This window comes from Limosilactobacillus antri DSM 16041 (assembly GCF_000160835.1).
Classification (GTDB): domain Bacteria; phylum Bacillota; class Bacilli; order Lactobacillales; family Lactobacillaceae; genus Limosilactobacillus; species Limosilactobacillus antri.
Genome location: NZ_GG700735.1, coordinates 1 through 21209 on the forward strand (window position 1 = coordinate 1; position 21209 = coordinate 21209).

The following is a 21209-nucleotide window of genomic DNA, read 5'->3' on the forward strand; positions in this document are numbered from 1 at the left end:
GCTTCAATCACCGAAGTGACCGAAGACCCTACACATTTGATTCGTCGAAACTTTGTTCAGTTTTCAAAGGTCTACCAAACTGTCGTTAAGCAGCTTTTATATTTTACCAGCATAACTGAAGACTGTCAATAACTTTTTTGAATCAATCATTAACTCGTCATCAACAAGCCAGCTTATTTATAATATCATCTTGTCCATCACCCGTCAACACTTTTTCCCAAACAATTCCTGAAATTATCAAGATAGCCTGTTTAGGAATTTTTGTTGTCCCTCTCCGCCGCAACCTAGTTCTAAAAACCAAGTGATCAGAAAAGGACTGTTGGAGTTTGTGAACCGGTCAGCCGGAATAATAAAAAAGCAGGTAACCGGTTTGTCCAAGACAACAGTTACCTACTTTAATTGATTTAACGTGTAAATGCAAGCATTATTTTTCTCTTTGGGGTTCACGAATCAGCAGCGTCAAGATAAAGGCCAGCACTACTAATACTAATGTAAATACAAAGCCATAGTGGACACCTCTAGTAAAGCGGCTGGCTGCACTGCCGTCTCCCGCCCGCTGGCCAAGTTCCAAGGAGCTCGTTGCCAGTGCGGTGGCTAAGGCGCCGACAATCTGCTGAACAGTGTTCAGGATCGTGCTCCCGTCATTAGTCGCCAGTCCCGGCAGTGAATTCAGTGCGCTCGTCTGGGCCGGTGACATAATCAGCGGACAGCCGACCATCAGCACCACGTGGGCCGCAATCACAAATGCAACCGGTGTACGTGTAGATGTCAATAGTAGCATTACCACACCGATTAACGCCAAAACCGCCCCCACAACAGCGGGTCGTTTGACACCAATACTGTCATAGAGCCGGCCAGCGACGGCCGAGGTAACCGCATTAATGATCCCACCCGGCAGCATAATGATCCCGGCTAATGCCACCGGCAACAGCAGGCCGTTTTGAATGTACATCGGTAATAAGTACATCGCCGACAAGATAATACCAAAGTCCAGCATCACCAAGCAGGTCCCGATGGTAAAGGTGCGGTGCTGAAATACCCGTAAGTTAAGGATCGGTTCGGCCAGGTGCAGCTGCCGGTGAATATATAGGAATAAAACCACCACGCCGACAGCTAGCGCCCCGACTACCGGTGCCCCGAGCCAGCCAAAGCGGCTCGCCAGCGAGGCCCCGATCACGAGGCCGGAGCAGCCAACCGCCGACTCTAAAATTGACAAAACGTCAACGTGGGGCCGGGTGACCTCCCCAACGTTCTCCAAGCCGGTCACAGCCAAAACGACCGCCACCGCCAGGAAGGGAATGAAGAGCCAAAAGATCCACTGCCAAGAAAGGCGGGCCAGGATTAGACCGGTTAACGTAGGGCCGATCGCTGGTGCAAACATAATTACCAGCGCGCAGATCCCCATTACGGCCCCAATCTTTTGGGGTGGAAAGATCTGCATCACCACCGCAAACATCAGTGGAAGAATCAACCCAGTTCCGACGCCCTGAATCATCCGGCCAATCAAAACAATTGCAAAGCTGTTCCCCAGGGCCGAAATAACTGCGCCGACTATAAAGTCAGCCAGCGCAAAGATAATTACCTGCCGGGTCGTAAACCAGCGGGTAATAATGCTTGATAGTGGCAGGATAATCCCGATCACCAGCATATACCCGGTTACCAGCCATTGAATGGTCGCCGCGTTTACCTGCAAAGCCCGCATCAAGGTCGGTAGGGCAATATTCAACGAGGTTTCACTGAACATTCCAACAAATGCCCCCAGCAGCATACTAGCCATCGCTAGTTTGGGACGCTTAATTTTCCTTAATGGCCCCCGTACCATCGTGTTTTCCATGTAGCCACTCTCCTTCTCCGTTGTTTTTCACACAAGTGGTTACTTTAGCAAATTCAATTAATTTTCGTAAGCTTTTTCTGTAACTCCTTCAATAGTTAATAGTAAAGATTAATCATCTTAAGTTTTAGTGCGGCGATGAATCAGTAGCTAAGCGGCTAAAAAGCACGTTTGACTATTGGCAATCAGAACTTTGGCTAGCTTTCTACCAATACTTAGCTCCCGCCCGTTAACTGCAATAAATTGCTTCGCCATCTTCCCTCTTCATTGAGATGCGCTTATAATAGTCAGGAATAATATGAATGTAGTGAGGGTTTCCATTGAAAAAATTATTTATCAGTTTCTCGTCATCTTTGGTATACTGGGCTGCTGTTCGTTATTTACCGCTAGTGCAAACGCTAGCCGGATGCGCACCCCGATTGACTGGCAAAAGTCATCAGAAACGGGTGCCTACCCGGACCTGGCTAAGACTCCCGACCTCTGGCTCAAGGTCAGCCTCAAGCATAACCGCACCTACGTATACAGCGGGCATAAGTTAATCTACACGATGTACAGCACGGCCGGGAAGTTCCAGAAAGACCCGGCAAGCGGTAAGGTCAAGAGTGTAACCCCCACCGGGACCTTCCAGGTTCAGCCGACCCGCGGTGACTGGGTTTACAACCCCAACCTCAAGCTCGGGGCCAACTACTACGTTTCCTGGAACGGCGACTACCTCTTCCATACCGTTGTCACCGGCCCCGATCACCGCTACATCAAGTCGGAAGCGGCCAAGCTCGGCAAGGAGCCTAGTTCTCCCGGCTGTGTCTGTCTTTCCGTCCCGGATGCCAAATGGCTCAAGGACAGCCTGCCAACTGGAACCAAAATTGTTATCGACAACTAACCCAGCGGGGCGGAAAAATACCGTGGTTGCGAAAGTTCATGCTGCCGTGACCCAGCAGCTGACCACGATTTACTACTTTAATAAGGATTAACCCAGTGGCAAATAGCCCCGCACCAAATTTCAAACGTCCCCAACCAGTTTTTCGCTGATTGGGGACGTTTTTTAGCAGGTCCGCCCCGCCTAATTTAAAATAATTTTAGCCAGTTTGCGTGATAACTGACCACCGTAATTTGTTGTTTGTTTAAACACTGGTTAAGTGTAAAACGGGCAAGGCAATAAATTGGTCCGACCACTTTGCTTTGCTAATCATTTTCTGTTAAATGACGATTTCAGCATTGAAAAAACGGCATTTGTGCCTCCTACCCACTGACGAATTTGAACTGGCCACCCCGCCATCAGTTTTACTGAAATCGTCTTCAAAAGCGCTTTCGACATCTTTTCAAGCGATTAGTCAATTCATCTTCCATAACTATCAGATTGAGCAACCACTTATCAGACGATATAAATAAATTTATATAATAACCCTAGACTATTTAACGAATCAGCATATAATCATAGGTGAAGAGTGAATTTGAATTTGTCTTTCGTTCACAGAATGACCAGGGAGATTATACTATGATTAGTAAAAAAATCGCGAGAGAGGCCCTCTCCACAATTGCCGTTTTAACCACCGCCACTGCACTGGGGGTAGCCACCAGTACCAGTGCCAAAGCTGATTCTAATAGCACCCCTGATAACAGTACGGTAATCAGCCAACCGAATACCGGTGCAGACCAAAGCCAGCAGACCGGCTTAATCAGACCGGCTGCCAATGCCCTCCAGCAGCAAAAGGCGGTCGTTGGTGATGCACAGGCATCCCAAATTACGGCTCAGGGAAACTTCGCAACGGCTCAGGCTGCGGTAACGACCGCTAACCAAAACTTGGCCAATGCGCAGGCAAACGTTAACCGATTACAAAACCAGATTGATTATTACGCCAACGCCAAGGCGATGCCAACGTTTACCTTTACCGCAGAGCAGACGGCGGCAACGCAGCGGTTTATCAACGACGCGGCGCCAATTATCCGTAGCGGCAACTTTGATCTAAACAGTATTTACCGTCTGAGCAGCTTTGGGGCTTGGCAGGCAGCCATGACCACCCACCAAGGGCTCAACTGGCACGATGCCAATGGAGACGATCAACAGATTATCTTAGACTTGGACCACCTCACCCCAGAGCAAGTCAATACCTTGTCAAAGCTCACTGCCGCCATCCTGAACCAGGTTCGGCAGCAGCTGGGAATCGCCGGAACGGTCGGCACGGCGGTCGCCACCGTTGGGATGGGGAGCGTTGCTCAAGAAGTAGCGACCTTATATGGTGAACGAACCGATACTGCTGCCCACCACTACATTTACGCCCTTAAGAAGGCGGCCTTTGATCACGGCTTAACTAACCAGTACGCTACCGCTGCTGATATGGTGACGCGGGGAAGCAATAGCCTGGGTGAAAGCCTCCTGACCGACGGCAGCGTTTCCTACACTAACCGGATGACCATGGCCCAGGCGAAGAACGCGATTGCCAAGGCGGTCAACGATATGCTGTTTAGCGACAGTGGTTCCGCCATGGGGCACGCACTGTCCCTGCTGGGCGTCTACTCCATCCTTCCCGATGCCCAGGGCCGCACGGTCGATTACGTCGGGACGAGCATCTCCTTTAACAACATCAACTTCAATACTGATCGGCCCTACCTGGCCCCGAACATCTATCCGTCCCACCTGGTTCACTTTATGCAGTACACGGCATGGGAAATTGGCAGCCACGGTTCTGCAATCGAGCGGGCTAAACAAGCGCAAAGCGGTCTGACTCAGGCCCTCGATGAATACGACGACATCGCCGACCCGGCAGCGTTAGAAAAAGCCCTCGACGACATTGCGGTTGCCAAAGGTAAGTATTACCAGGCACAGGCAGCTCAAGCAAACGCACAAAAGGCGTTCGCAGCTGCCCAGGCAGCCCTGCAGACCGCCACAAGCAATTACCAGGCTGAGCGGGCTAAGCTGAGCCAGTTACAACTGAGCCAGGGCACTTCACTCACCGATGCCCAAAAGTACGGTGACCAGGTTGAAATTGCCCCAACCGTCCTCACGGCTGGTCAGTCTGCCGGTACGCCACAGATTGCAAATGATTACATGAGCCTGGCGAATAACCAGGCCGCGCAAATCCTTGCGGCCCTGGTCACCGAACCAGACGCTAAAATCCCGGCCGGCACTACCGCTAGCTGGGCCGACGCGGATCAATTAGCCATCGATACCCAGCGGGCGGGCAACTATGCCGAAAACGTCCTGATCAGCTTCCCAGATGGCTCGACCACCACGCTCCAAGCGGCGCTGACGGTTCTACCAACGGCACTGACCCTCACCGACAGTAATCAAGCAGCGGTTCACCAGGCAGCCGCCCAGGGGACGCCTGAAAACGGGATGGCGACACCTCAAACGGCAACGTTCGCGGCTAACCACCAGTACGCCATGGCTGAAACGGCAGCCAGCACGCCAAGCGCAACCGTTGCACGGACTAGCACCGCCGCTGCTGCCGCTGTTCAAGAGAGTGCGGGAGTTAACCCAGTCGTCAGCCACACCGTTGCCGGCCAAACGCAATTGCCGCAAGCCGGCGACCAGCAGGCAGCCGGAATGGGAGCATTGGGACTCCTTGCCGCAATGTTCACCGGCTTAATGGGACTAAAGAAGCGCCGGGATTAAAATCGACTTTTCAAGAATGAGGTTGGGAGAAAAATATGTTTTCTCACTAGCCTCTTGCTAGTTCTTAACTATTACAAAGATAACGTGGAAAACGACCACAAGGCTAATGTCTAACTACGAACGCTAGCCGGCCCGTTCCGTGCCAACTATCGTCCTAGGTTAGCCATACGCCTTGTCGAGGAGGTTGTTTCCCACTCTCTTATTTTAAAGAGCAGACCGCTTCCGGCACCACCAATTAATTAATTTAAAATTAAACGTTGACAAAATAAAATGAGAATGTTTTAATAATATCAACATCAACGGAAAGGAACGAATAATTATGACTAACCACTCATTGAAGATCAGTGTCAAGTATTATAACAGCTATGCTTACTTGTAATTGTCTGTGCCACTTAGGTGCGGACAGGGACGTTCGCGCCTAAGCAGAGCTGTATTCAGTGAGGTCTTTGCTAGGTGTCTACAATCTAGCAAAGGTGATGTTTTTTTCAGAAAGCCATTATTTAGTTCCGCTAAAGGAAAACACCAGCTAGATTGAGCAATGTCTCAACGTCTAGCTGGTGTTTTTTCGTTTAACCATAGGGAGTGAAATCAATGCAAATCTTTAAGAAATCATCTCAACAAGCCGAGCCGACCTTTGGCTTTGGCGAAAGTCTCGCGGTCCTGATCGTCATCTTATGTATCCTGGGCTACCTGATTATTTTTAAGCAGCAGGAACCGCAAGCACCACTGTTTATCGCCTTTATCCTGCTGGCCGTTTACGGCAAGCTGCGGGGCTTTACCTGGGACACCGTCATGGACGGGATGCGGAGCGGGCTACGCGCCGGGGTTGACCCGCTGGTCATCTTCCTCTCCATCGGGGTCCTGATCGCTACCTGGATTTTCTCCGGGACCATCCCCACGATCATGTACTTCGGTTTTAAGATTATCTCCGTCCAGTTCTTCCTGCCGACCGTCTTTATCGTCTGCACCCTGGTCGGGGTCGCCTGCGGGAGCTCCTTTACCACGGTTTCCACGATGGGAATCGCCTTTATCGGCATTGGGGCAACGTTAAAAATTAACCCGGGACTGACTGCCGGGGTGATCGTCTCCGGGGCCTTCTGCGGTTCCAACATCTCACCACTATCCGGAACGACCAACCTGGCCGCAAGTGTCGGTCAAATCAGCATCTACGAACACATTCGTTCGCTATTGATCACCGACATTCCGGCCTGGGCCATCTGTGTCGTCCTCTACACCATACTCGGTTTGAACTCCAAACAGGTTAGTCTGAGCGCCGTTCACCGGATGATGGACGGCCTAGCAAACGGCTTCTGGATTTCCGGCTGGGCCCTGCTCCCCGTTGCCCTGTTAATCATCCTGGCAATCCTGCAGGTCCCCGCCATCCCGTCGCTGGGCCTTGGCTCTCTCTTTGCTGCCGCACTCGGCTGGATCCACGCCCCAGCCACCAGTATCACCGCCATCACCAAGACGATCATGATGGGCTACGTTGCCCACACCAACAACAAGACAATTGACGCCCTGCTCTCCAAGGGGGGAATCGCCAGTATGCTGACTTCCCTGGCCCTGATTGTCTTCGCCCTGGCACTCGGTGGTCTCCTGATTAAGTTCAACATCATCAACGCCATCATCGACCACCTGTCCGGAATCGTCAAAACGGCTGGCCGACTGACCCTGGCCACCGTCATCACCTGTATCGGCGTCAACCTAATGGTCGGTGAACACTACCTCGCCATCATCCTCCCGGGCCAATCCTTCCTCCCCGCCTTTGATAAGCTCGGCCTGAAGCGGAAATACCTCACCCGGATTCTGAACGATGCAGGGGCGGCCGTCAACGCCATCGTGCCGTGGAGCGTTTCCGGGGTCTTCATCGCGGGCGCTTTGCAGATCAACCCGCTCAAGTTTATCCCCTGGGCCTTCTTCCCGTTCCTGGTTACGCTGTTAACCATCATCGTCGGCTTCTTCCTCAAGCCAAGCAAACAAAAAGCAACTGTCTAAAAACAATAGCAAACTCCCCCATAGTTTCCGGATTAATGGGGGAGTTTGTTATTTTGCAATTAACTAAAATTCAAATGGGGTACTGGTTTCGTAAAGAAAGCGGTTTGGTAAAGCAAGATTGCGATTCCTACTAATAGCCAACCAAGCCCAACAAGCTTTGCGCTAAGAGCTAAGTTAAGGAAAATCCATAAACTTACCCCAAACCCGATTAAAGGTGAGATAAGGTATCTAACCACATTGTTTAGACCCTTATTTGGATTCTTAACAAAAAACCGCCAGATTACTGCTAAATTGAGTAGCAAAAACCCAAAGAGTGCCCCAAATGACACTAAGTTAGAAACAGTATCTTGATTTAATGTTAGTGATAATACTAATGATGCTAATCCGACAAAGAGGATTGCCACCCAGGGTGTCCGGTACTTAGGATGAAGAAAGGCTAACTGGCGAGGAAGAATTCCATCGCGGCCCATAGCATATAAGATCCGCGAAATTGCGGTCTGTCCTTCTTGTCCACCGGCCAAGCCAAATGACAATACTACTACGATGTCAGTAATTCGTACTAAGTTAGGACCGCCAACCGCGTTTAAGATGCTTGAAAAAGCTGTATTAGGGTTAAGTGCCTGATAATTAGGCCACACCCATCCTGCAAGCAAAGTCGTAATTACAAATAATGATCCAATTCCCAAGATTGCACCAACGATCGCCCTCCCCACCGAATGACGAGGATCATTGGCTTCCTCAGCCAAAGTGCTAATGGCATCGAACCCTAAGTAAGAAACAATCACAATCCCCGTTGCTTGCAAAACACCATTAAAGTTAAACTGGGTAGGATTATACACAGCAACCACGTTAGGATGGATCTGTCCTAGGACTAACAATCTGACTACGCCGACCAAATAAATTCCCAAAACTAAAATCTGCAGGCCAAATAAGACCCAGGAAAACTTGGCAACGATGTTAACTCCGGCGAGGTTAACTATTGTATTAAAAATAACAATTCCAACAATCCAAGCCCAAGTGGGGATTAGCGGCAAAAGTTCGTGACCAAAGGAGGCCGAAATTAAATAAGTGATTGTCGGGATTAAAATATAGTCAAGCGTAATCCCCCAGCCACCTAAAAAGCCCAAGCTCGGATTAGTTCCTCGTTGAACATACGTATAGACTGAACCAGCATAAGGATAATGTTGAGCCATCGTTGCATATGAAAAACCAGTAAACAGCATTGCAATCATTCCTACCAAATACGCTAATGCAACCATTCCATGGGCTGGGGTAAGAAATGAACCATAAAAGGCCACTGGAGCTACTGGAATCATAAAAATAATCCCATAAATTATTAAGTCCTTAGTTGAGAGCGACCTTACTAATCTTAATTCCTCTTTGTTTTCCATTTTCCATACCTCCTCAAAAGAAAAACGCCTCAATAGCTAAACAGCTATTGGGACGCCCGTAACGTGTTACCACCCATTTTCTACACTATAAAGTGTACTCTACCAGAACAATTATTCTGCAATCAGTGATAACGGTGATCAACCCGTTAGCCATTTACGAACCTAGCTCGCTCATAACCAAAAATCCTCAAGTTAAGGAAACCATCTTCACTAACTCCAATATATCCGGCATCTCAGCATTTACCGTTCTCTGTAATAATTAAAAGTAAGCTACTCATTTCCTAATGTTTTTTTAATGTATGTCCCATATCATAATCACTACTTTGATGCTTGTCAAGCACTATATTAAAATTATTATTCTTACTAGTTTTTCCTACCTCTAAGTAGCAAAATAGTATTATTTTTTGTTAGCTATTTAGTTAAAAAAATTTCAAAAAGGGGTTGACGATCAGGTTTTAGGCAGGTATGATAATGACAATCAAATTAGAAAATGCTATGAAAAAGATGAGTAATGTTTACGAGTGACCCCCAGCGAGTCGGGAATGATGGGAACCGATGGCACGACAGACACGAAGATGGTCTTGGAGCAAATGATCGAGGCGCGAGCGGTAACCGTAAGCGGCTCACGAGTGGCGACCGTTATCCCGCCGGGGTTTACCAAATCAATTGGTGTACCCATCGAGGACCCGGCTGTAAAGTCCGGTCGAATTAGGGTGGTAACACGTTAATTTCCATAAAAGGAGTGACGTCCCTAGGAAGAGCAACAGAACGCTTTTCCTAGGGACGTTTTTATTTGCCCCATCCCCGAAACTCATCTTGCCCGAAAGGAGTAATTGACTATGACCCAATCAACCTTAACCGCACCGTTTCGCTATGACATCGTTGGCAGCTTTCTCCGTCCCCAAGCCCTAAAGGACGCCCGGGCAAAGTTTCAGGCGGGCCAGATTTCTCAGGAAGAATTGACCGCCGTTGAGAACCAGTGGATTGCCGACCTCATCCAAAAGGAAAAGGCGGTTGGCTTACACGCGGTGACCGATGGTGAATTCCGCCGCAGCTGGTGGCACCTCGACTTTCTCTGGGGCCTAAAGGGCGTCAAAAAGTATGACTACCGGGAAAGCTACAAGTTCCACGGTGCTAAGACGCGGACGGACAACGCCGAACTTTCTGGCCGCGTCGCCTATAACCCTGACCATCCATTCTTTGCCGCCTTTAAGTACACCCAGGAGCAGGCCGGTGACGACGCTATTGCCAAACAGACGATTCCTTCACCGACCCTGCTCTTCCGTGATAACCGGTCTGATAACTGGCCGCAATTCTATGACCAGCGGGCCGACTACCTGGACGACCTCGCCACGGCCTACCGGCGAACGATCCAGCACTTCTACGACCTCGGCTGCCGCTACCTGCAAATCGATGATACTACCTGGGCCTTCCTCATCAGCAAGCTCAACGAGACCAAGGATAAACCGGAAGAACACGCCAAGTATACCAGCTTGGCGGAAGACGCAGTGACCGTCATCAATGGCGCCCTCAAAGGCCTGCCAGCCGACCTCACCGTCACCACCCATATCTGCCGGGGGAACTTCAAGTCAACCTTCCTCTTCTCCGGCGGGTACGCCCCCGTCGCCAAGTACCTGGCCCAGCTCAACTACGATGGTTTCTTCCTGGAATACGACAACGACCGGTCAGGCGACTTCTCACCACTGGCCACCATTTGGAACCAGCGCCCCAACGTCCGGATCGTACTCGGTCTAATCACCTCCAAGTCTGGTGAGTTGGAAGATAAGCAAAAAATCATCGACCGGCTCCACGAAGCCGCTGAACACGTTCCGTTGGCCAACCTCTGCCTGAGCCCACAGTGTGGCTTTGCCTCCACGGAAGAAGGCAACATTCTGACTGAAGAACAGGAATGGGCCAAGTTAAAGCTGGTTAAGGAAATCGCCGATAAGGTTTGGCAATAAGGGAAAGGAATGTTGAAAATGTCAGTGCAAGCAAGCTCAGTTCAAACATTAGTTAACAAGTTGAAGGAACAGACCTGGATCGACCTCACCCATTCCTTTGGCCCGGAAAGCCCCCGTTTTCCCGAATTTCAGCCGGCCCAATTCAAGACGCTGTTCACCCACGCGGACGGCTTCTTCGTCAAGGAGTATACATTCCCCGGTCAGTACGGGACCCATATCGACCCGCCCGTCCACTTTTATAAGGACGACGAGCGCTACGTCGAAGACCTCGCCCTCAAGGACCTGGTGCTGCCGCTAGTCGTCATCGACTTCCACCAGGCAGCCGCGGAGAACCCCGACCGCAGCCTAACCGTTAAGGACCTCCAGGCCTGGGAGAAAAAGCACGGGGCAATCCCGGCCGGTTCATTTGTCGCCCTGCGCACCGACTGGGGGAAGCGCTGGCCCTCCCAAGAAAAGTTTGAAAACAAGGACGCCCAAGGGCACAACCACTATCCCGGCTGGTCACTGGAGGCACTCAAGTACATTTACGAAACCCGGCACGCCACCGCCAATGGTCACGAGACCTTCGATACGGATACCGCGACCGAGCAGCAGGACGGCTTAGTTGGTGAATATTACGTCCTCTCTCACGGACACTACCAGGTCGAACTGCTCGATAACTTGGACCGGGTCCCGGCCACCGGGGCGGTCATTTTCATCTCCGTTGCCAAGCCGGAAAAGGCGCCGGGCTTCCCGGTTCGGGCGTTTGCCGTATTTGACCAGGCAAAAGACGAGAAGCATTAACTGATTAACGAAGCGGGCTCCAGTGCTCGGTAAAAAACCGAATCTGGAGCCCGCTTCATCTTTTCTAAAGCCTAGTTATGCAGCGCCTGTTTACAAGTATTTATTCGTCAGCGTCTTAACATGCTGGGTGCCAATCAGCAAGTAGGCCACCGCAACGATCGACCAGGGCCAAACGATGTGACTAAAGAACTCTGAGAAGTATTCAGCAACCGTCATGCCGCGTTTGCATCAGCTGCGCCAAAATTATCACTTGCACGCCACGTTTCACATATCCACTTTGAGGAGATCTTTGACCGAAATGATTTCCAAAAGCCAGCTGGTGCCATATGCTAGGTCCAGCAATTCTGATGAATGGACAGTGATTTGATGGTAAAGTATTTGCCGTTTCATGGGAAAAGGATCCACGTCGAGAAGCTCGCGCAGCGGTGCGGACTGCCGGCCAAGGAAATCCTTTTCCGCTACCAGCATGGGTGCCGCGAGGACTTGCTAGTCGTTAAAAATATTAGCAAGGAATCACGGTACAGTTTTGTAAGGTACCAGGGAAAAAGGCTCACAATTAAAGAACTACTTGCCGACCACCAGCAGCCCGGCTTAAACGAATTTATCGTCAGGAAGCGCTTTGAAAAGAGGACCAACTTAGTCAAGCCGCTCACTAAGGACGAATGGCGGACTTTTTACCACCGTCAACAGCATAAATAGTCCCTGCTCACAGCAACTGGTGCTCATTATGATAAAGCTTCAGCTCAAGCTTGTATAAATTAACCAGCTCGAGCGGCGACTTGGTTTGGGTGAGCCCCAAGAGCCGTTTAACGTCCTGGGTGCCGATGAGGCCATCGTTGCCGCTCCACAGGACCAGAATATCGATAATGCCATGGACGTAAACGTTCCTGATAAATTTCAACGTCAGCGAATCGTTCAACATCCCTTCCTTTTTCTGAAACAAATACGGGAAGCGCTGGTTAAACTCGTGGGTTCCCACCTTAATAATCTTCTGGTAGAAATACATATCGCCGTTGGATGACAATAGCTTGGAAAAGGCGCCCTTATTCTGGTTACAAAAGGTAATCGTATTGTTAAAGGCAACGTCAGCCAGCTGATTGATCTCTTCGGCATCGGGAATATGGCCTAGCTGGGCAAGGGGTTCCCGGTCCTGGGCCAGGCTTCGCTTTAAGCCCTCAATCAACTGCGTTTCGATCGCATTCAGCAAATCGTGCTTGTCCTTGTAGTACGTGTAAAAGGTGCGCTTGCTAACTTCCGCGTACTCAACAATGTCACTCACGCTACATTTTTCAAGCTTCTTTTTCTCCAGCAGGTTCAGCAGTCCTTCCTTAATTCTTTCCTCAGTCGTTATTGTTCTGATATCCATACTTTCCAATCCTTTCGTTATGGTGAATCATTATAGCTCAAATAATGAAAGGGGTTTATCGTTTTGCACACACCGTATATTAATTAAACTGAAAGGATATTTGCGGCGAATTAGCTACCACTAAATCGCCGCGCTTGCTATATTTATTTAGGAGCGAAATAAACTAGGTGGTGTAATTTGAAATGAAAACAGGACGAATTCTGCGATGGTTAGAACTGTTGCTGGTCGTGATCACTTGTCTGTATAACTTTGGCCCTGCAATCTGCCAGAAACTGGGCTGGGCGGCTGCCCCCCAGCAGGGTCTTCCGGACCGCCCAGCATTCTAGCCTTGATACTAGGATGCGCAACTGCGGGTTGGCCCTGCTAGTGGTTACCATCACTGAAGCTGGCCAGCTCCTCTGGGGCGAGCAGCGATGAAAAGGGTGGGTTCTCGGATTTTATTTGCAGTGGTGTTCTGCCTTTCGACCGGCCTGCTGCTGGTCCTGGCTAGTCCCCGCCTGACCGTGCTCATCGAAACGCGGATAATCGAAGCGTACCGGCCGACAATTACGGGTGAAGCGCAAACGTTCGCGAAGGCGACCACGGCAAACGATTGGCAAGCGGTCAAACTCTTGTCGTTATGCGGCGTACTAAAAAAAGCCGTGGCCCCCTCCCCCGAATACTGTGGTGCCCTCTTGATCCCCTCGCTCGGCGTTAACCTTCCCTGGGCGAACTACACTAACGACGATGTCTATACCTTCGGGGCCGGGATGCTGGAACCCCACTATCTTAACGACAACTGCCACCTGGTCATCGGCGCGCATAACCTCGGGCAAAGAGAATGTACGGCCCTCTTTACACCGCTCGCCTTCCATCAGCTGACCGGGCGCAAAGTCATCCTGACCAACTTTCACGTCGTCAAAGAATACCAAATTATCGGTAAGCAGGTTATTTCGCCCAGTGATACGAGGGTGCCCTTTCAAGGCGGCGCAAATTCATTGGCCCTGCTCACCTGCACTTCCGATAACCAAAAGCGGATTTTGGTAAGGGCCAAGTTGGTGCGCAGCTACCCGTTCAAAGCCTTGAATCCCCAAATCAGCAGGAAGTTCCATCACAAGTATAAACTAACGGATGGCCTGGCCGGCGCAGCAAGCAGTCCGGCCACCAGTCCCGTTAAACTAAAAAAGCACTGCCGGAGCAAAACCCGGTAGTGCTGGTTAAATCAGGTCTACACTTTCTGCTATTGATGAAAATCAATGCCAGTTCTTTGTGGCGAATTTACAATTGAAGTGCAACACAAAGTAAAAAAACAAACCCATACCGGATAGAATATGTTTAACGACCAAATCAAACAATTCGGGGTACCCGGTATGAGCCATAAACATCTTACTATATCAGATCATGGAACCGAATTTCTTCACCTTGATGCAATCAGCGAAAGGTTAGGTGTTACTGTCTATTGGCCTGATCCATATTCCCCTGAACAGCGTGGAACTAATGAGAATACAAATGGCTTAATTCGGGAATATTTTCCCAAGCGAACAGATATTGATAATTATACAGAACAGGACGTTGAGCACTGTCAAAAGCAGTTAAATCAACGTCCTCGCAAAGTGTTAAATTATGATACCCCGTATGAAGTATTTTTTGACAAACCGTTGCACTTAGTTTGACAATTTGCCGCGTAAAAAAAACACCTCCCACATTTACGTGAGAGGTGTCGGCATCCATCAATACCAGTTGACAGATACCCGTTTTTTCTATTTATTCAAGAAGTGATGGTAGTTAACTAATAACTAATTAGTTTTCCTTCTTCTTGAGTCCGCCAAGACCGAGCATAGCAGTCAAACCTGCAAGAGCAAGACCAGCTACAGCAACTAAGTTTTGTTCGTTACCAGTTTGAGGTAATGTGTTGGCCTTCTTGGTATTGTTGACAGTTGTATTCGTATTAGTACCGTTGTTACCGTTATTGTTATTACCATTGTTGCTATTATCGTTATTGTGGTTATCATTACCACCATTGTTATTGTTGTTGCCAGTCTTAGTGTAGTTAATTACTACAGTTTGATCAGCGGTTTCAGCATTAACAGTTTCGGTCTCAACTTTGGCTTGACTTGGAGTATAACCACTGAATTCAGGGGCATCGAATTCTGCCCATGTACCAGCAGTTTCGTTAGTCAATTTATTGTTAGCATAAACTTTCCAATCACCGAAGCTAGTGAATTGCTTAGTCACTTCATCATAAACTCCTGTCCGACCAAAGACAACTGTTTGAGCAGTCGTTTCTGCCTGACCACTTACTGGGTTATTAACGATGACTGTCCGAGTTACCTTGTGGAATAAGTCCTGGTAAGCTGGATTATCTGGGGTAACACCTGGTTCTCCCGGTGTTACCGCCTTCGTTTCGTGAACCAAGTGAATCGTAATCGTTTTGTCACTAGTAGGCATCGTTACGCTAGTTGGCAGAGTTTCACCTTCCGCTAGCTTGTAGCCGGTAGGAATTGTTAGGTTAACCGATTGCGTTGAGCCTGGTTGCCCAGTAACGGTCATTCCCCCTGTAACTGCCTTATTATCCGTATCGTCATGAAAGACATACTTAACCGTCGTGTCTTGGACTGGCGTTGGGGTAGTATCTTTCTTGTAACTTACATGGAAAGTAACGTTTAATGGCACCGTTAACGTGTAGGCTGGAATTTCATATGGGTTTTGTGCAATTTCTGCATTTAATTGATCGAGTAACGCACTAGCTTCTGCCTGATAAGTATCATCATTACTTACAACTACACCTGAAATATATGGAACATATCCCGGATGACTTGGCAATGTTTGATCGCGATGACCAGTTTGGGCATTAGTATACGTACCTTGAAGCGCATCATTTAGGGAAGTTGCTGCATATGACACAGAATTCCAGGTATTTCCGTTAGCATTCTGACTGATTTCTTGTTGACTATTAGTCTTGTAATAGTAATTATTGTCACCAGGTTATCCGGAGAAACGAACATCAAGTTGTTGCCAAGTATTAGTCTTATAAGAAACGCGGAAGGTAACCATTAGCGGGTAATTAAGGGTATATGCCGGAATCTCATATGGGTTTTGCTTAATTGCGGCACTTAACTGTTGGAGTAACGCACTAGCTTCTGCCCGATAGGCATCACTACCAGTTACAAACGCTGCGGAAAGGAATGGGGTGTAACCTGGGAACTTAGGTAACGCTTGACCGCGATGGCCAGTTTGGGCATTGGTATACGTACCTTGAAGTGCATCATTTAGGGAAGTTGCTGCAAACGAAGCCGAAGTCCATGTCTGCCCATCATCAGTAGATTTTACACTCTGGGATGATGTAGTCCTGTAATAGTAGGCATTTTGGTCATTAATTTGAACATCACCAAGGTTCAACGGAAATTGAACGTCAATTACCTGTTGGGATTTATCGGTTATAGCCTCCCTTTCATAAGTAACTGTATAGTAATAGTTTTGGTAGTCAGCCTGAATCTTTGGAAAGACTAAAGTTAATTGACCATTGTTATCCTGAATTGTAGCTAATGGTAATCCTTCAGTTAGTGTTGATACGACAGGGGTATAGCCCTTGAATGACGGTAACGAAACACTGTTAAAGGAAAGGTTAGCGACATCTGCTTCAGTTGGATTAGAACCGCTAGTCGTTGTAACTGGTAACTGTTGTTTCCCCTCGGTACTTGTTTTTCCGTCTGGCGTTTCAATCGTTACCATAGAATTGTAGTAAGACGTCATCGTTATACCAGAAGGAGCAGCCTGTCCTGCACCAGCATCTGTCGATGGTTCAGGAACTTTTACAGTGGTACTTGAAGCTGGAGTATTACTAAAGTTAACACCAGATGGACTATCTGGCACTGTTGGTACCTTTACAACCGGGTCAGTTGCTGGTAAGACATTAGTCTTATCATCAGCAGATGCATTTAATCCCATAAAAGTGAAACCAATTAGTACGGAAGCTACACCAACAGTTAGCTTCTTAATAGCAAACTGTTGCTTCTTAGACTGTTGCTTTTTAATCTGCTCTTTTTTGTTATTACTTGATAACATTTTCTAACCCCCAAATAGATAACTTTACTATTGTGTAGAAATTTTAACATTTTAGTTTTTCCTTTACAATTGATAAATAAATACTATTTCATTTCCTTAGGGATAATTAGCGTAAGCTCACGTTTTTAAAAGCTGAATAAATACTGATAGATAAAGAGTTTTGTCGAATAACGACTCGCGGTATCCCCCCCACTTATTTATCAACTTCTAAACAAGCATGAAAAGATGTTCATACATTTTTCACATTTTGAATATTTAATTAACAAGAAATCCACTAATACCTAATTTCGGGTCTACACTTCCTGGTATTGATAAGAATCAATGCCAGTTTTTGGTATGCAAAAAGGGACACCTGCTATGCCCTGTTGTACAATCGATTCACCACAAATCTTTGTAAAGAAGGCGATACAAATGTCCCAAAATAATTTGATCTTAGATGTCCTTGGGATTAAAGACTCTAATATCAAAGTTCAAACCGTTGAAGAAGAGAAAAATGGCCTTGAAACTGTTAGAAAAGTTACAGCTAAATTAACGTATCCAATTATTATACACTGTCGCAATTGCGGCTTTACTAAATCGGTAGTCATTGATCTTAATGTTCAGTATCAAAGCTTTATCTATCGCCTTTTCCCTAACGCAAGGAATTAATCGAAAGATCAAAGTCTTAAAGCGCGCTGTTATGGATTTACCAATCAAAAATTTTTCTTTTTAAGGATTGATTGTCTGTTTGCGTAAAAAAACACCTCCCACATTTCTGTGAGAGGTGTCGGGATCCATCAATGCCAGTTGACAGATACCCATTAAATCACTTCAGTTAGAACGGCCGGTTAGACGTTCAGGGTCTTCCCGTACTCGTCGTTGATGGTGTCAACAACGTCCTTAGCGGCCATGTCGTCTTGGACAATTGCGTCGCCATCCCGCAGGGTGTACTTGACGGAGTCGTCCAAGTTGCTCAAATCGACATCGTTGCCTTTAGCATCAACAAAATTGAACTTCGAACTCTGGAAGTTCTGAAGGGCATCTTCATTAATTTCCATGATTATGCTTCCTTTCACCCTCTATTATAGTCGTTTTTCAGAAAGTGAACGGGTTAATTTAAACTTTTTTCCTAGCGGACAACCCTGATTGAAATCTTGGGGAACACCAGTATAATTGGTGATGAGGAGGGGAAGAAAATGTCATTAATGCAAAACACTTCTAACATTAAAAAGACGAGCCAATCCGTTTACTTGATTACCCTGGTCCGGCGGAGCGCCGACCGGCCAATGTACTTAGACCACATGATCTACGAATCAGCCGCCGCGGGGCAAAAGTTTATGACCAACCTCGCCGCCGCGTTTGAACGGGCTGGCTACCGCTTAAACAAGGACGACGCTGACCACTACCAACTCGACAACGGTCTGGACAAGATCACGTTAACCGGTAGCACCCAGAGTGTCTTTGAAGATTAATCCCCAACAGTTACAAAGCACCGCAAATCGTGGCTTTCCCACGGCTTGCGGTGCTTTGTTATTTTAAATTCTAATGGTTGTGAGCCGGTGTCTCATCATAATTAGGCAACTGGAAGGACGAAGAGTCCACGTCTTCTGGATTACCTTCCCGGCCCGGCTTCATCTTTACCAGACCGAGCTTAATTGCCCCGACCGGACAAACGAGGGCACAGAGCTGGCAACCAACACACTTACTCTGGTCAAAGGTTGGGAGCCGCTTGTCGGCATCCCAGCCCATCGCCTGGTGGGCACCGTCTTGGCAGGAGATAAAGCAGCGACCACAGCCGATACACTTATCCCAGTCAATCTTCGGATAGACCTTGTAGTCCCGGTCCAGCTGGTTGGTCGGCACGATATTCTTGTTGGCAATCCCGACCAGGTCCTTGAGGTGGTCAACGTGCTGTTCGTCCATGTAGTGCATTAAGCCGTTAGTCAAATCGTCAATGATCCGGTAACCATACTGCATGATGGCGGTCGTTACCTGGAGGGTGGAAGCACCAAGGAGGATAAACTCAGCGGCATCCTCCCAGGTTTCAATGCCCCCAATCCCGGAAACTGGCAGCTGTTCCAGCCCGGCAGCAGACCGAATCTGTTGCAGGAAGCGGAGAGCAATTGGCTTAACCGACTTCCCTGACAGTCCAGAGACGGCAGATTTACCGTTGATATTTGGCAGGGCCACCTTGTTGTCCAGGTCAACGTCGGTGATCGACTTGACGGTGTTAATGGAGGAAATTCCGTCCGCACCGCCGGCCAGGCAGGCCTTGACCACTGGAATCATCGTGGTAATGTTCGGCGTCATCTTGGCTAAGACGGGCAGGTTGGTCCCCCTCTTGACCGCCGCACAGTTGCTCTTGCATAGTTCAGGGTTAGTCCCAACATCAGACCCCATCGTGTGGGAGGTCATCTGCGGGCAGGAGAAGTTCAGTTCAATCATGTCGGCCCCAGCTGCGGTAACCAGCTTTGCCAGGTCCGTCCAGTCCTGTGGCGTTTCACCCATGATGGAAGCAATCAGAACCTTGTTTGGGTACTCCTTCTTCAAGCGCCGCATCGCATCCAGGTCTTGCGCCAGCGGGTGCTCGGCCAGCTGCTCCATGTTCTTGAAGGCGATAAAGGGCGTATCTTCTTTGGTGAGCTGGGCAAAACGCGGCGAAACTTCATCGATAACGAAGTGGTCAGGAGAAAGGGTCTTGTAGACGATCCCGCCCCAGCCAGCGTCATAGGCGTTCTTACACATTTCGTAACAGTTGCCAACTGGTGAAGATGACAAGCAGAACGGGTTTTCAAAGTGGACCCCTAAAAAGTCAATTGACAAGTCTTTCTTAATCATTGTCTTGTCCCCCTAACACACGATCGATTTCTTCGGCAACTTCCTTACCCTTTTGTACAGCAACAACCACGGTCTTATCACCGTCAACAATATCCCCAGTGGCAAAAACCTTCGGATCCTTGGTGTGGAACCGGGCTTCCCGGAACGGGATCTCGTTGTGCTGAATGTCAAGATCGAGGCCGTCTGCAGCCACCTTTTGTCCAACCGCCAGGATGATCTTGTCGGCGGTAATGGTCATCTCACTGTCAATCTCGCGGTGCTTGAAGGTCACCTTGTTTTCCCGGACCGCGGTTGGCACGTAGCCGTCCACGATTGTCACGCCTTCTTGTTGGGCGCCGGCCAACTCTTTCTTAGAAGCCTTGAACTCCTTAAATTCCTCGTAAACCATGTCGGTGACGTGGTCGACACCCAGCTTCTTGAGGGTCGTCACAACGTCCATCGCCACGTCACCACCACCGACGACCAGCACATTATCTGGCAAATCGTCCAGGTGGCCCTGGCTTTCCTTGGCGCGGGCCAGGAAGGAAATAGCAGACTCCGTGCAGATGTTGTGTTCGAACATTGGAATCGTCTTGGCGGCACTGGCACCGATTGCCACAATCACCGCGTTGTAATGCGTCTTGAGGTAGTCCATCGAAACGTCCTTGCCGACGGTCAGGTTGTACTTGATGTTGGCACCGAGGTCAACAATCCGCTGAACTTCGTAGTCCACGATTGCTTCCGGCAGCCGGTATTCAGGAATCCCGTAAGTCAGGTAGCCGCCCGCCTTAGCGTTCTTTTCGTAAATATCGACCGCGTAGCCCTTTTGCCGCAGAGTCGTGGCTGCCTGTAAACCGGCAGGGCCGCTCCCTATGATGGCAACGTTCATCCCGTTATCCTTGCCGGCGTGAAGGATCTGCATCTTTTCCTTGCGTTCCATGTCGGTAACGTAGCGTTGGATCCCGCCAATGTCAATCGGGTGGTCAATTTTGGCACGGGTACAAGCCTTTTCACAGTAACGTTCCGTTGGGCAGACCCGGGCACAAATCGCACCGAGGGCGTTATTCTCCCGGATTGTTTCCGCGGCCCCCTTTACATTGCGAAAGCGCACACTCCGGATAAATTTTGCCGGGTTCGTGTGGGCCGGGCAGGCCTGAGAACATGGTGCGTCTTCACACAGTAGGCAACGCGCTGCTTCCTGCATCACAGTGGTCATCGTATAGCCTTTTGCTTCCGTTTCGTATTTTGAAGTCATTGAGATTGCCTCCTCTGGGTCGTAGCTTCAGCATTGAGAAGTATTGAACAAGCATTATACTTTTATGTTAGCGGTGTCATATGTCAATTACAATAGCATAATATAAATTCATTTTTATCGGCCAATGACCCGGGTCGGTATATAATTTAAGAATACAAGAATATTCAATATTGG

19 protein-coding genes and 1 pseudogene are annotated in these 21209 nt (G+C 48.7%); 11 read left to right on the forward strand and 9 right to left on the reverse strand.

The window, feature by feature from the left end:
* Positions 1 to 424: 424 nt before the first annotated feature.
* A complete protein-coding gene (locus HMPREF0494_RS08225; protein WP_007124497.1) occupies positions 425 to 1834 on the reverse strand; it encodes a DHA2 family efflux MFS transporter permease subunit in 1410 nt (469 codons plus the stop codon).
* Positions 1835 to 2129: 295 nt separating this feature from the next.
* Between HMPREF0494_RS08225 and HMPREF0494_RS08230 the strand changes: the two genes are divergently transcribed.
* From HMPREF0494_RS08230 to HMPREF0494_RS08240, 3 genes are all read left to right on the forward strand, one after another.
* Positions 2130 to 2711, forward strand: a complete 582-nt coding sequence (locus HMPREF0494_RS08230) for a L,D-transpeptidase (RefSeq protein ID WP_007124498.1) — start codon at positions 2130 to 2132, stop codon at positions 2709 to 2711.
* A gap of 615 nt (positions 2712 to 3326) precedes the next feature.
* Positions 3327 to 5444 (forward strand): SEC10/PgrA surface exclusion domain-containing protein, encoded by a 2118-nt coding sequence (locus HMPREF0494_RS08235; protein WP_050759658.1) that lies wholly within the window; start codon positions 3327 to 3329, stop codon positions 5442 to 5444.
* Positions 5445 to 6035: 591 nt separating this feature from the next.
* The gene (locus HMPREF0494_RS08240) at positions 6036 to 7439 is read left to right on the forward strand and encodes a Na+/H+ antiporter NhaC family protein (RefSeq protein ID WP_007124500.1); all 1404 of its coding nucleotides are present in this window, start codon (positions 6036 to 6038) and stop codon (positions 7437 to 7439) included.
* Positions 7440 to 7498: 59 nt separating this feature from the next.
* Here the strand turns inward: HMPREF0494_RS08240 and HMPREF0494_RS08245 are convergent, their stop codons facing one another.
* A complete protein-coding gene (locus tag HMPREF0494_RS08245; protein WP_007124501.1) occupies positions 7499 to 8830 on the reverse strand; it encodes an APC family permease in 1332 nt (443 codons plus the stop codon).
* A gap of 839 nt (positions 8831 to 9669) precedes the next feature.
* On the opposite strand from HMPREF0494_RS08245, the gene HMPREF0494_RS08250 reads away from it, so the two are divergent.
* The gene (locus tag HMPREF0494_RS08250) at positions 9670 to 10791 is read left to right on the forward strand and encodes a vitamin B12 independent methionine synthase (protein ID WP_007124503.1); all 1122 of its coding nucleotides are present in this window, start codon (positions 9670 to 9672) and stop codon (positions 10789 to 10791) included.
* A gap of 18 nt (positions 10792 to 10809) precedes the next feature.
* Complete coding sequence (locus tag HMPREF0494_RS08255; RefSeq protein ID WP_040458982.1) at positions 10810 to 11574, forward strand: cyclase family protein; 765 nt, start codon at positions 10810 to 10812, stop codon at positions 11572 to 11574.
* A gap of 90 nt (positions 11575 to 11664) precedes the next feature.
* Here HMPREF0494_RS08255 and HMPREF0494_RS11445 read toward each other — a convergent pair whose 3' ends face one another.
* Positions 11665 to 11790, reverse strand: a complete 126-nt coding sequence (locus HMPREF0494_RS11445) for a hypothetical protein (RefSeq protein WP_003713055.1) — start codon at positions 11788 to 11790, stop codon at positions 11665 to 11667.
* Between the two features lie 135 nt (positions 11791 to 11925).
* Between HMPREF0494_RS11445 and HMPREF0494_RS08260 the strand changes: the two genes are divergently transcribed.
* Positions 11926 to 12273 (forward strand): hypothetical protein, encoded by a 348-nt coding sequence (locus HMPREF0494_RS08260; protein WP_007124505.1) that lies wholly within the window; start codon positions 11926 to 11928, stop codon positions 12271 to 12273.
* A 7-nt stretch (positions 12274 to 12280) separates the two neighbouring features.
* Here HMPREF0494_RS08260 and HMPREF0494_RS08265 read toward each other — a convergent pair whose 3' ends face one another.
* Positions 12281 to 12940, reverse strand: a complete 660-nt coding sequence (locus HMPREF0494_RS08265) for a TetR/AcrR family transcriptional regulator (protein WP_007124506.1) — start codon at positions 12938 to 12940, stop codon at positions 12281 to 12283.
* A gap of 182 nt (positions 12941 to 13122) precedes the next feature.
* Between HMPREF0494_RS08265 and HMPREF0494_RS11250 the strand changes: the two genes are divergently transcribed.
* The 3 genes and pseudogenes from HMPREF0494_RS11250 to HMPREF0494_RS11035 all read left to right on the forward strand — a co-directional run.
* Positions 13123 to 13266: a hypothetical protein gene (locus HMPREF0494_RS11250; protein ID WP_155802466.1), complete on the forward strand. Its 144-nt coding sequence runs from the start codon at positions 13123 to 13125 to the stop codon at positions 13264 to 13266.
* Positions 13267 to 13353: 87 nt separating this feature from the next.
* On the forward strand, positions 13354 to 14130 hold the full coding sequence (locus HMPREF0494_RS08270) for a sortase (RefSeq protein WP_007124507.1): 777 nt from the start codon (positions 13354 to 13356) through the stop codon (positions 14128 to 14130).
* 171 nt (positions 14131 to 14301) lie between these two features.
* Positions 14302 to 14592 (forward strand): annotated as a pseudogene (locus HMPREF0494_RS11035) (IS30 family transposase); the annotation flags it as partial.
* A gap of 127 nt (positions 14593 to 14719) precedes the next feature.
* Here HMPREF0494_RS11035 and HMPREF0494_RS08275 read toward each other — a convergent pair.
* Entirely contained in the window at positions 14720 to 15823 is a 1104-nt protein-coding gene (locus tag HMPREF0494_RS08275) for a mucin-binding protein (RefSeq protein ID WP_007124509.1), read from the reverse strand.
* An 81-nt stretch (positions 15824 to 15904) separates the two neighbouring features.
* Positions 15905 to 16984, reverse strand: coding sequence for a YSIRK-type signal peptide-containing protein (locus HMPREF0494_RS11660; protein WP_007124510.1), 1080 nt, complete (start codon positions 16982 to 16984; stop codon positions 15905 to 15907).
* 411 nt (positions 16985 to 17395) lie between these two features.
* Here HMPREF0494_RS11660 and HMPREF0494_RS08285 point away from each other — a divergent pair, with 411 nt between their 5' ends.
* Positions 17396 to 17632 carry a hypothetical protein gene (locus tag HMPREF0494_RS08285; protein WP_040458984.1) on the forward strand — a complete coding sequence of 79 codons (237 nt, stop codon included), beginning with the start codon at positions 17396 to 17398 and terminating at the stop codon, positions 17630 to 17632.
* Positions 17633 to 17811: 179 nt separating this feature from the next.
* Here the strand turns inward: HMPREF0494_RS08285 and HMPREF0494_RS08290 are convergent, their stop codons facing one another.
* On the reverse strand, positions 17812 to 18021 hold the full coding sequence (locus tag HMPREF0494_RS08290) for a hypothetical protein (protein ID WP_003715384.1): 210 nt from the start codon (positions 18019 to 18021) through the stop codon (positions 17812 to 17814).
* Between the two features lie 138 nt (positions 18022 to 18159).
* Between HMPREF0494_RS08290 and HMPREF0494_RS08295 the strand changes: the two genes are divergently transcribed.
* Positions 18160 to 18435: a hypothetical protein gene (locus HMPREF0494_RS08295; RefSeq protein WP_040458985.1), complete on the forward strand. Its 276-nt coding sequence runs from the start codon at positions 18160 to 18162 to the stop codon at positions 18433 to 18435.
* A gap of 70 nt (positions 18436 to 18505) precedes the next feature.
* On the opposite strand, the gene preA is transcribed toward HMPREF0494_RS08295, so the two are convergent.
* Both preA and HMPREF0494_RS08305 read right to left on the reverse strand, forming a co-directional pair.
* Positions 18506 to 19801, reverse strand: coding sequence for an NAD-dependent dihydropyrimidine dehydrogenase subunit PreA (preA, locus tag HMPREF0494_RS08300; protein WP_007124513.1), 1296 nt, complete (start codon positions 19799 to 19801; stop codon positions 18506 to 18508).
* Positions 19794 to 21035, reverse strand: a complete 1242-nt coding sequence (locus tag HMPREF0494_RS08305) for an FAD-dependent oxidoreductase (protein ID WP_007124514.1) — start codon at positions 21033 to 21035, stop codon at positions 19794 to 19796. Before HMPREF0494_RS08305 ends, preA begins: the two co-directional genes overlap by 8 nt.
* Between the last annotated feature and the right edge of the window lie 174 nt (positions 21036 to 21209).

What these genes read in the sequence shown, in the direction of transcription:
- HMPREF0494_RS11445 (WP_003713055.1), bottom strand. Translation starts at nt 11,790, where the DNA reads ATGACGGTTGCTGAATACTTCTCAGAGTTCTTTAGTCACATCGTTTGG.
- HMPREF0494_RS08255 (WP_040458982.1), top strand. Translation starts at nt 10,810, where the DNA reads ATGTCAGTGCAAGCAAGCTCAGTTCAAACATTAGTTAACAAGTTGAAG.
- preA (WP_007124513.1), bottom strand. Translation starts at nt 19,801, where the DNA reads ATGATTAAGAAAGACTTGTCAATTGACTTTTTAGGGGTCCACTTTGAA.
- HMPREF0494_RS08240 (WP_007124500.1), top strand. Translation starts at nt 6,036, where the DNA reads ATGCAAATCTTTAAGAAATCATCTCAACAAGCCGAGCCGACCTTTGGC.
- HMPREF0494_RS08290 (WP_003715384.1), bottom strand. Translation starts at nt 18,021, where the DNA reads ATGGAAATTAATGAAGATGCCCTTCAGAACTTCCAGAGTTCGAAGTTC.
- HMPREF0494_RS08295 (WP_040458985.1), top strand. Translation starts at nt 18,160, where the DNA reads ATGTCATTAATGCAAAACACTTCTAACATTAAAAAGACGAGCCAATCC.
- HMPREF0494_RS08285 (WP_040458984.1), top strand. Translation starts at nt 17,396, where the DNA reads ATGTCCCAAAATAATTTGATCTTAGATGTCCTTGGGATTAAAGACTCT.
- HMPREF0494_RS08235 (WP_050759658.1), top strand. Translation starts at nt 3,327, where the DNA reads ATGATTAGTAAAAAAATCGCGAGAGAGGCCCTCTCCACAATTGCCGTT.
- HMPREF0494_RS08230 (WP_007124498.1), top strand. Translation starts at nt 2,130, where the DNA reads ATGAATGTAGTGAGGGTTTCCATTGAAAAAATTATTTATCAGTTTCTC.
- HMPREF0494_RS11250 (WP_155802466.1), top strand. Translation starts at nt 13,123, where the DNA reads ATGAAAACAGGACGAATTCTGCGATGGTTAGAACTGTTGCTGGTCGTG.
- HMPREF0494_RS08225 (WP_007124497.1), bottom strand. Translation starts at nt 1,834, where the DNA reads ATGGAAAACACGATGGTACGGGGGCCATTAAGGAAAATTAAGCGTCCC.
- HMPREF0494_RS11660 (WP_007124510.1), bottom strand. Translation starts at nt 16,984, where the DNA reads ATGTTATCAAGTAATAACAAAAAAGAGCAGATTAAAAAGCAACAGTCT.
- HMPREF0494_RS08270 (WP_007124507.1), top strand. Translation starts at nt 13,354, where the DNA reads ATGAAAAGGGTGGGTTCTCGGATTTTATTTGCAGTGGTGTTCTGCCTT.
- HMPREF0494_RS08305 (WP_007124514.1), bottom strand. Translation starts at nt 21,035, where the DNA reads ATGACTTCAAAATACGAAACGGAAGCAAAAGGCTATACGATGACCACT.
- HMPREF0494_RS08265 (WP_007124506.1), bottom strand. Translation starts at nt 12,940, where the DNA reads ATGGATATCAGAACAATAACGACTGAGGAAAGAATTAAGGAAGGACTG.
- HMPREF0494_RS08250 (WP_007124503.1), top strand. Translation starts at nt 9,670, where the DNA reads ATGACCCAATCAACCTTAACCGCACCGTTTCGCTATGACATCGTTGGC.
- HMPREF0494_RS08245 (WP_007124501.1), bottom strand. Translation starts at nt 8,830, where the DNA reads ATGGAAAACAAAGAGGAATTAAGATTAGTAAGGTCGCTCTCAACTAAG.
- HMPREF0494_RS08260 (WP_007124505.1), top strand. Translation starts at nt 11,926, where the DNA reads ATGGACAGTGATTTGATGGTAAAGTATTTGCCGTTTCATGGGAAAAGG.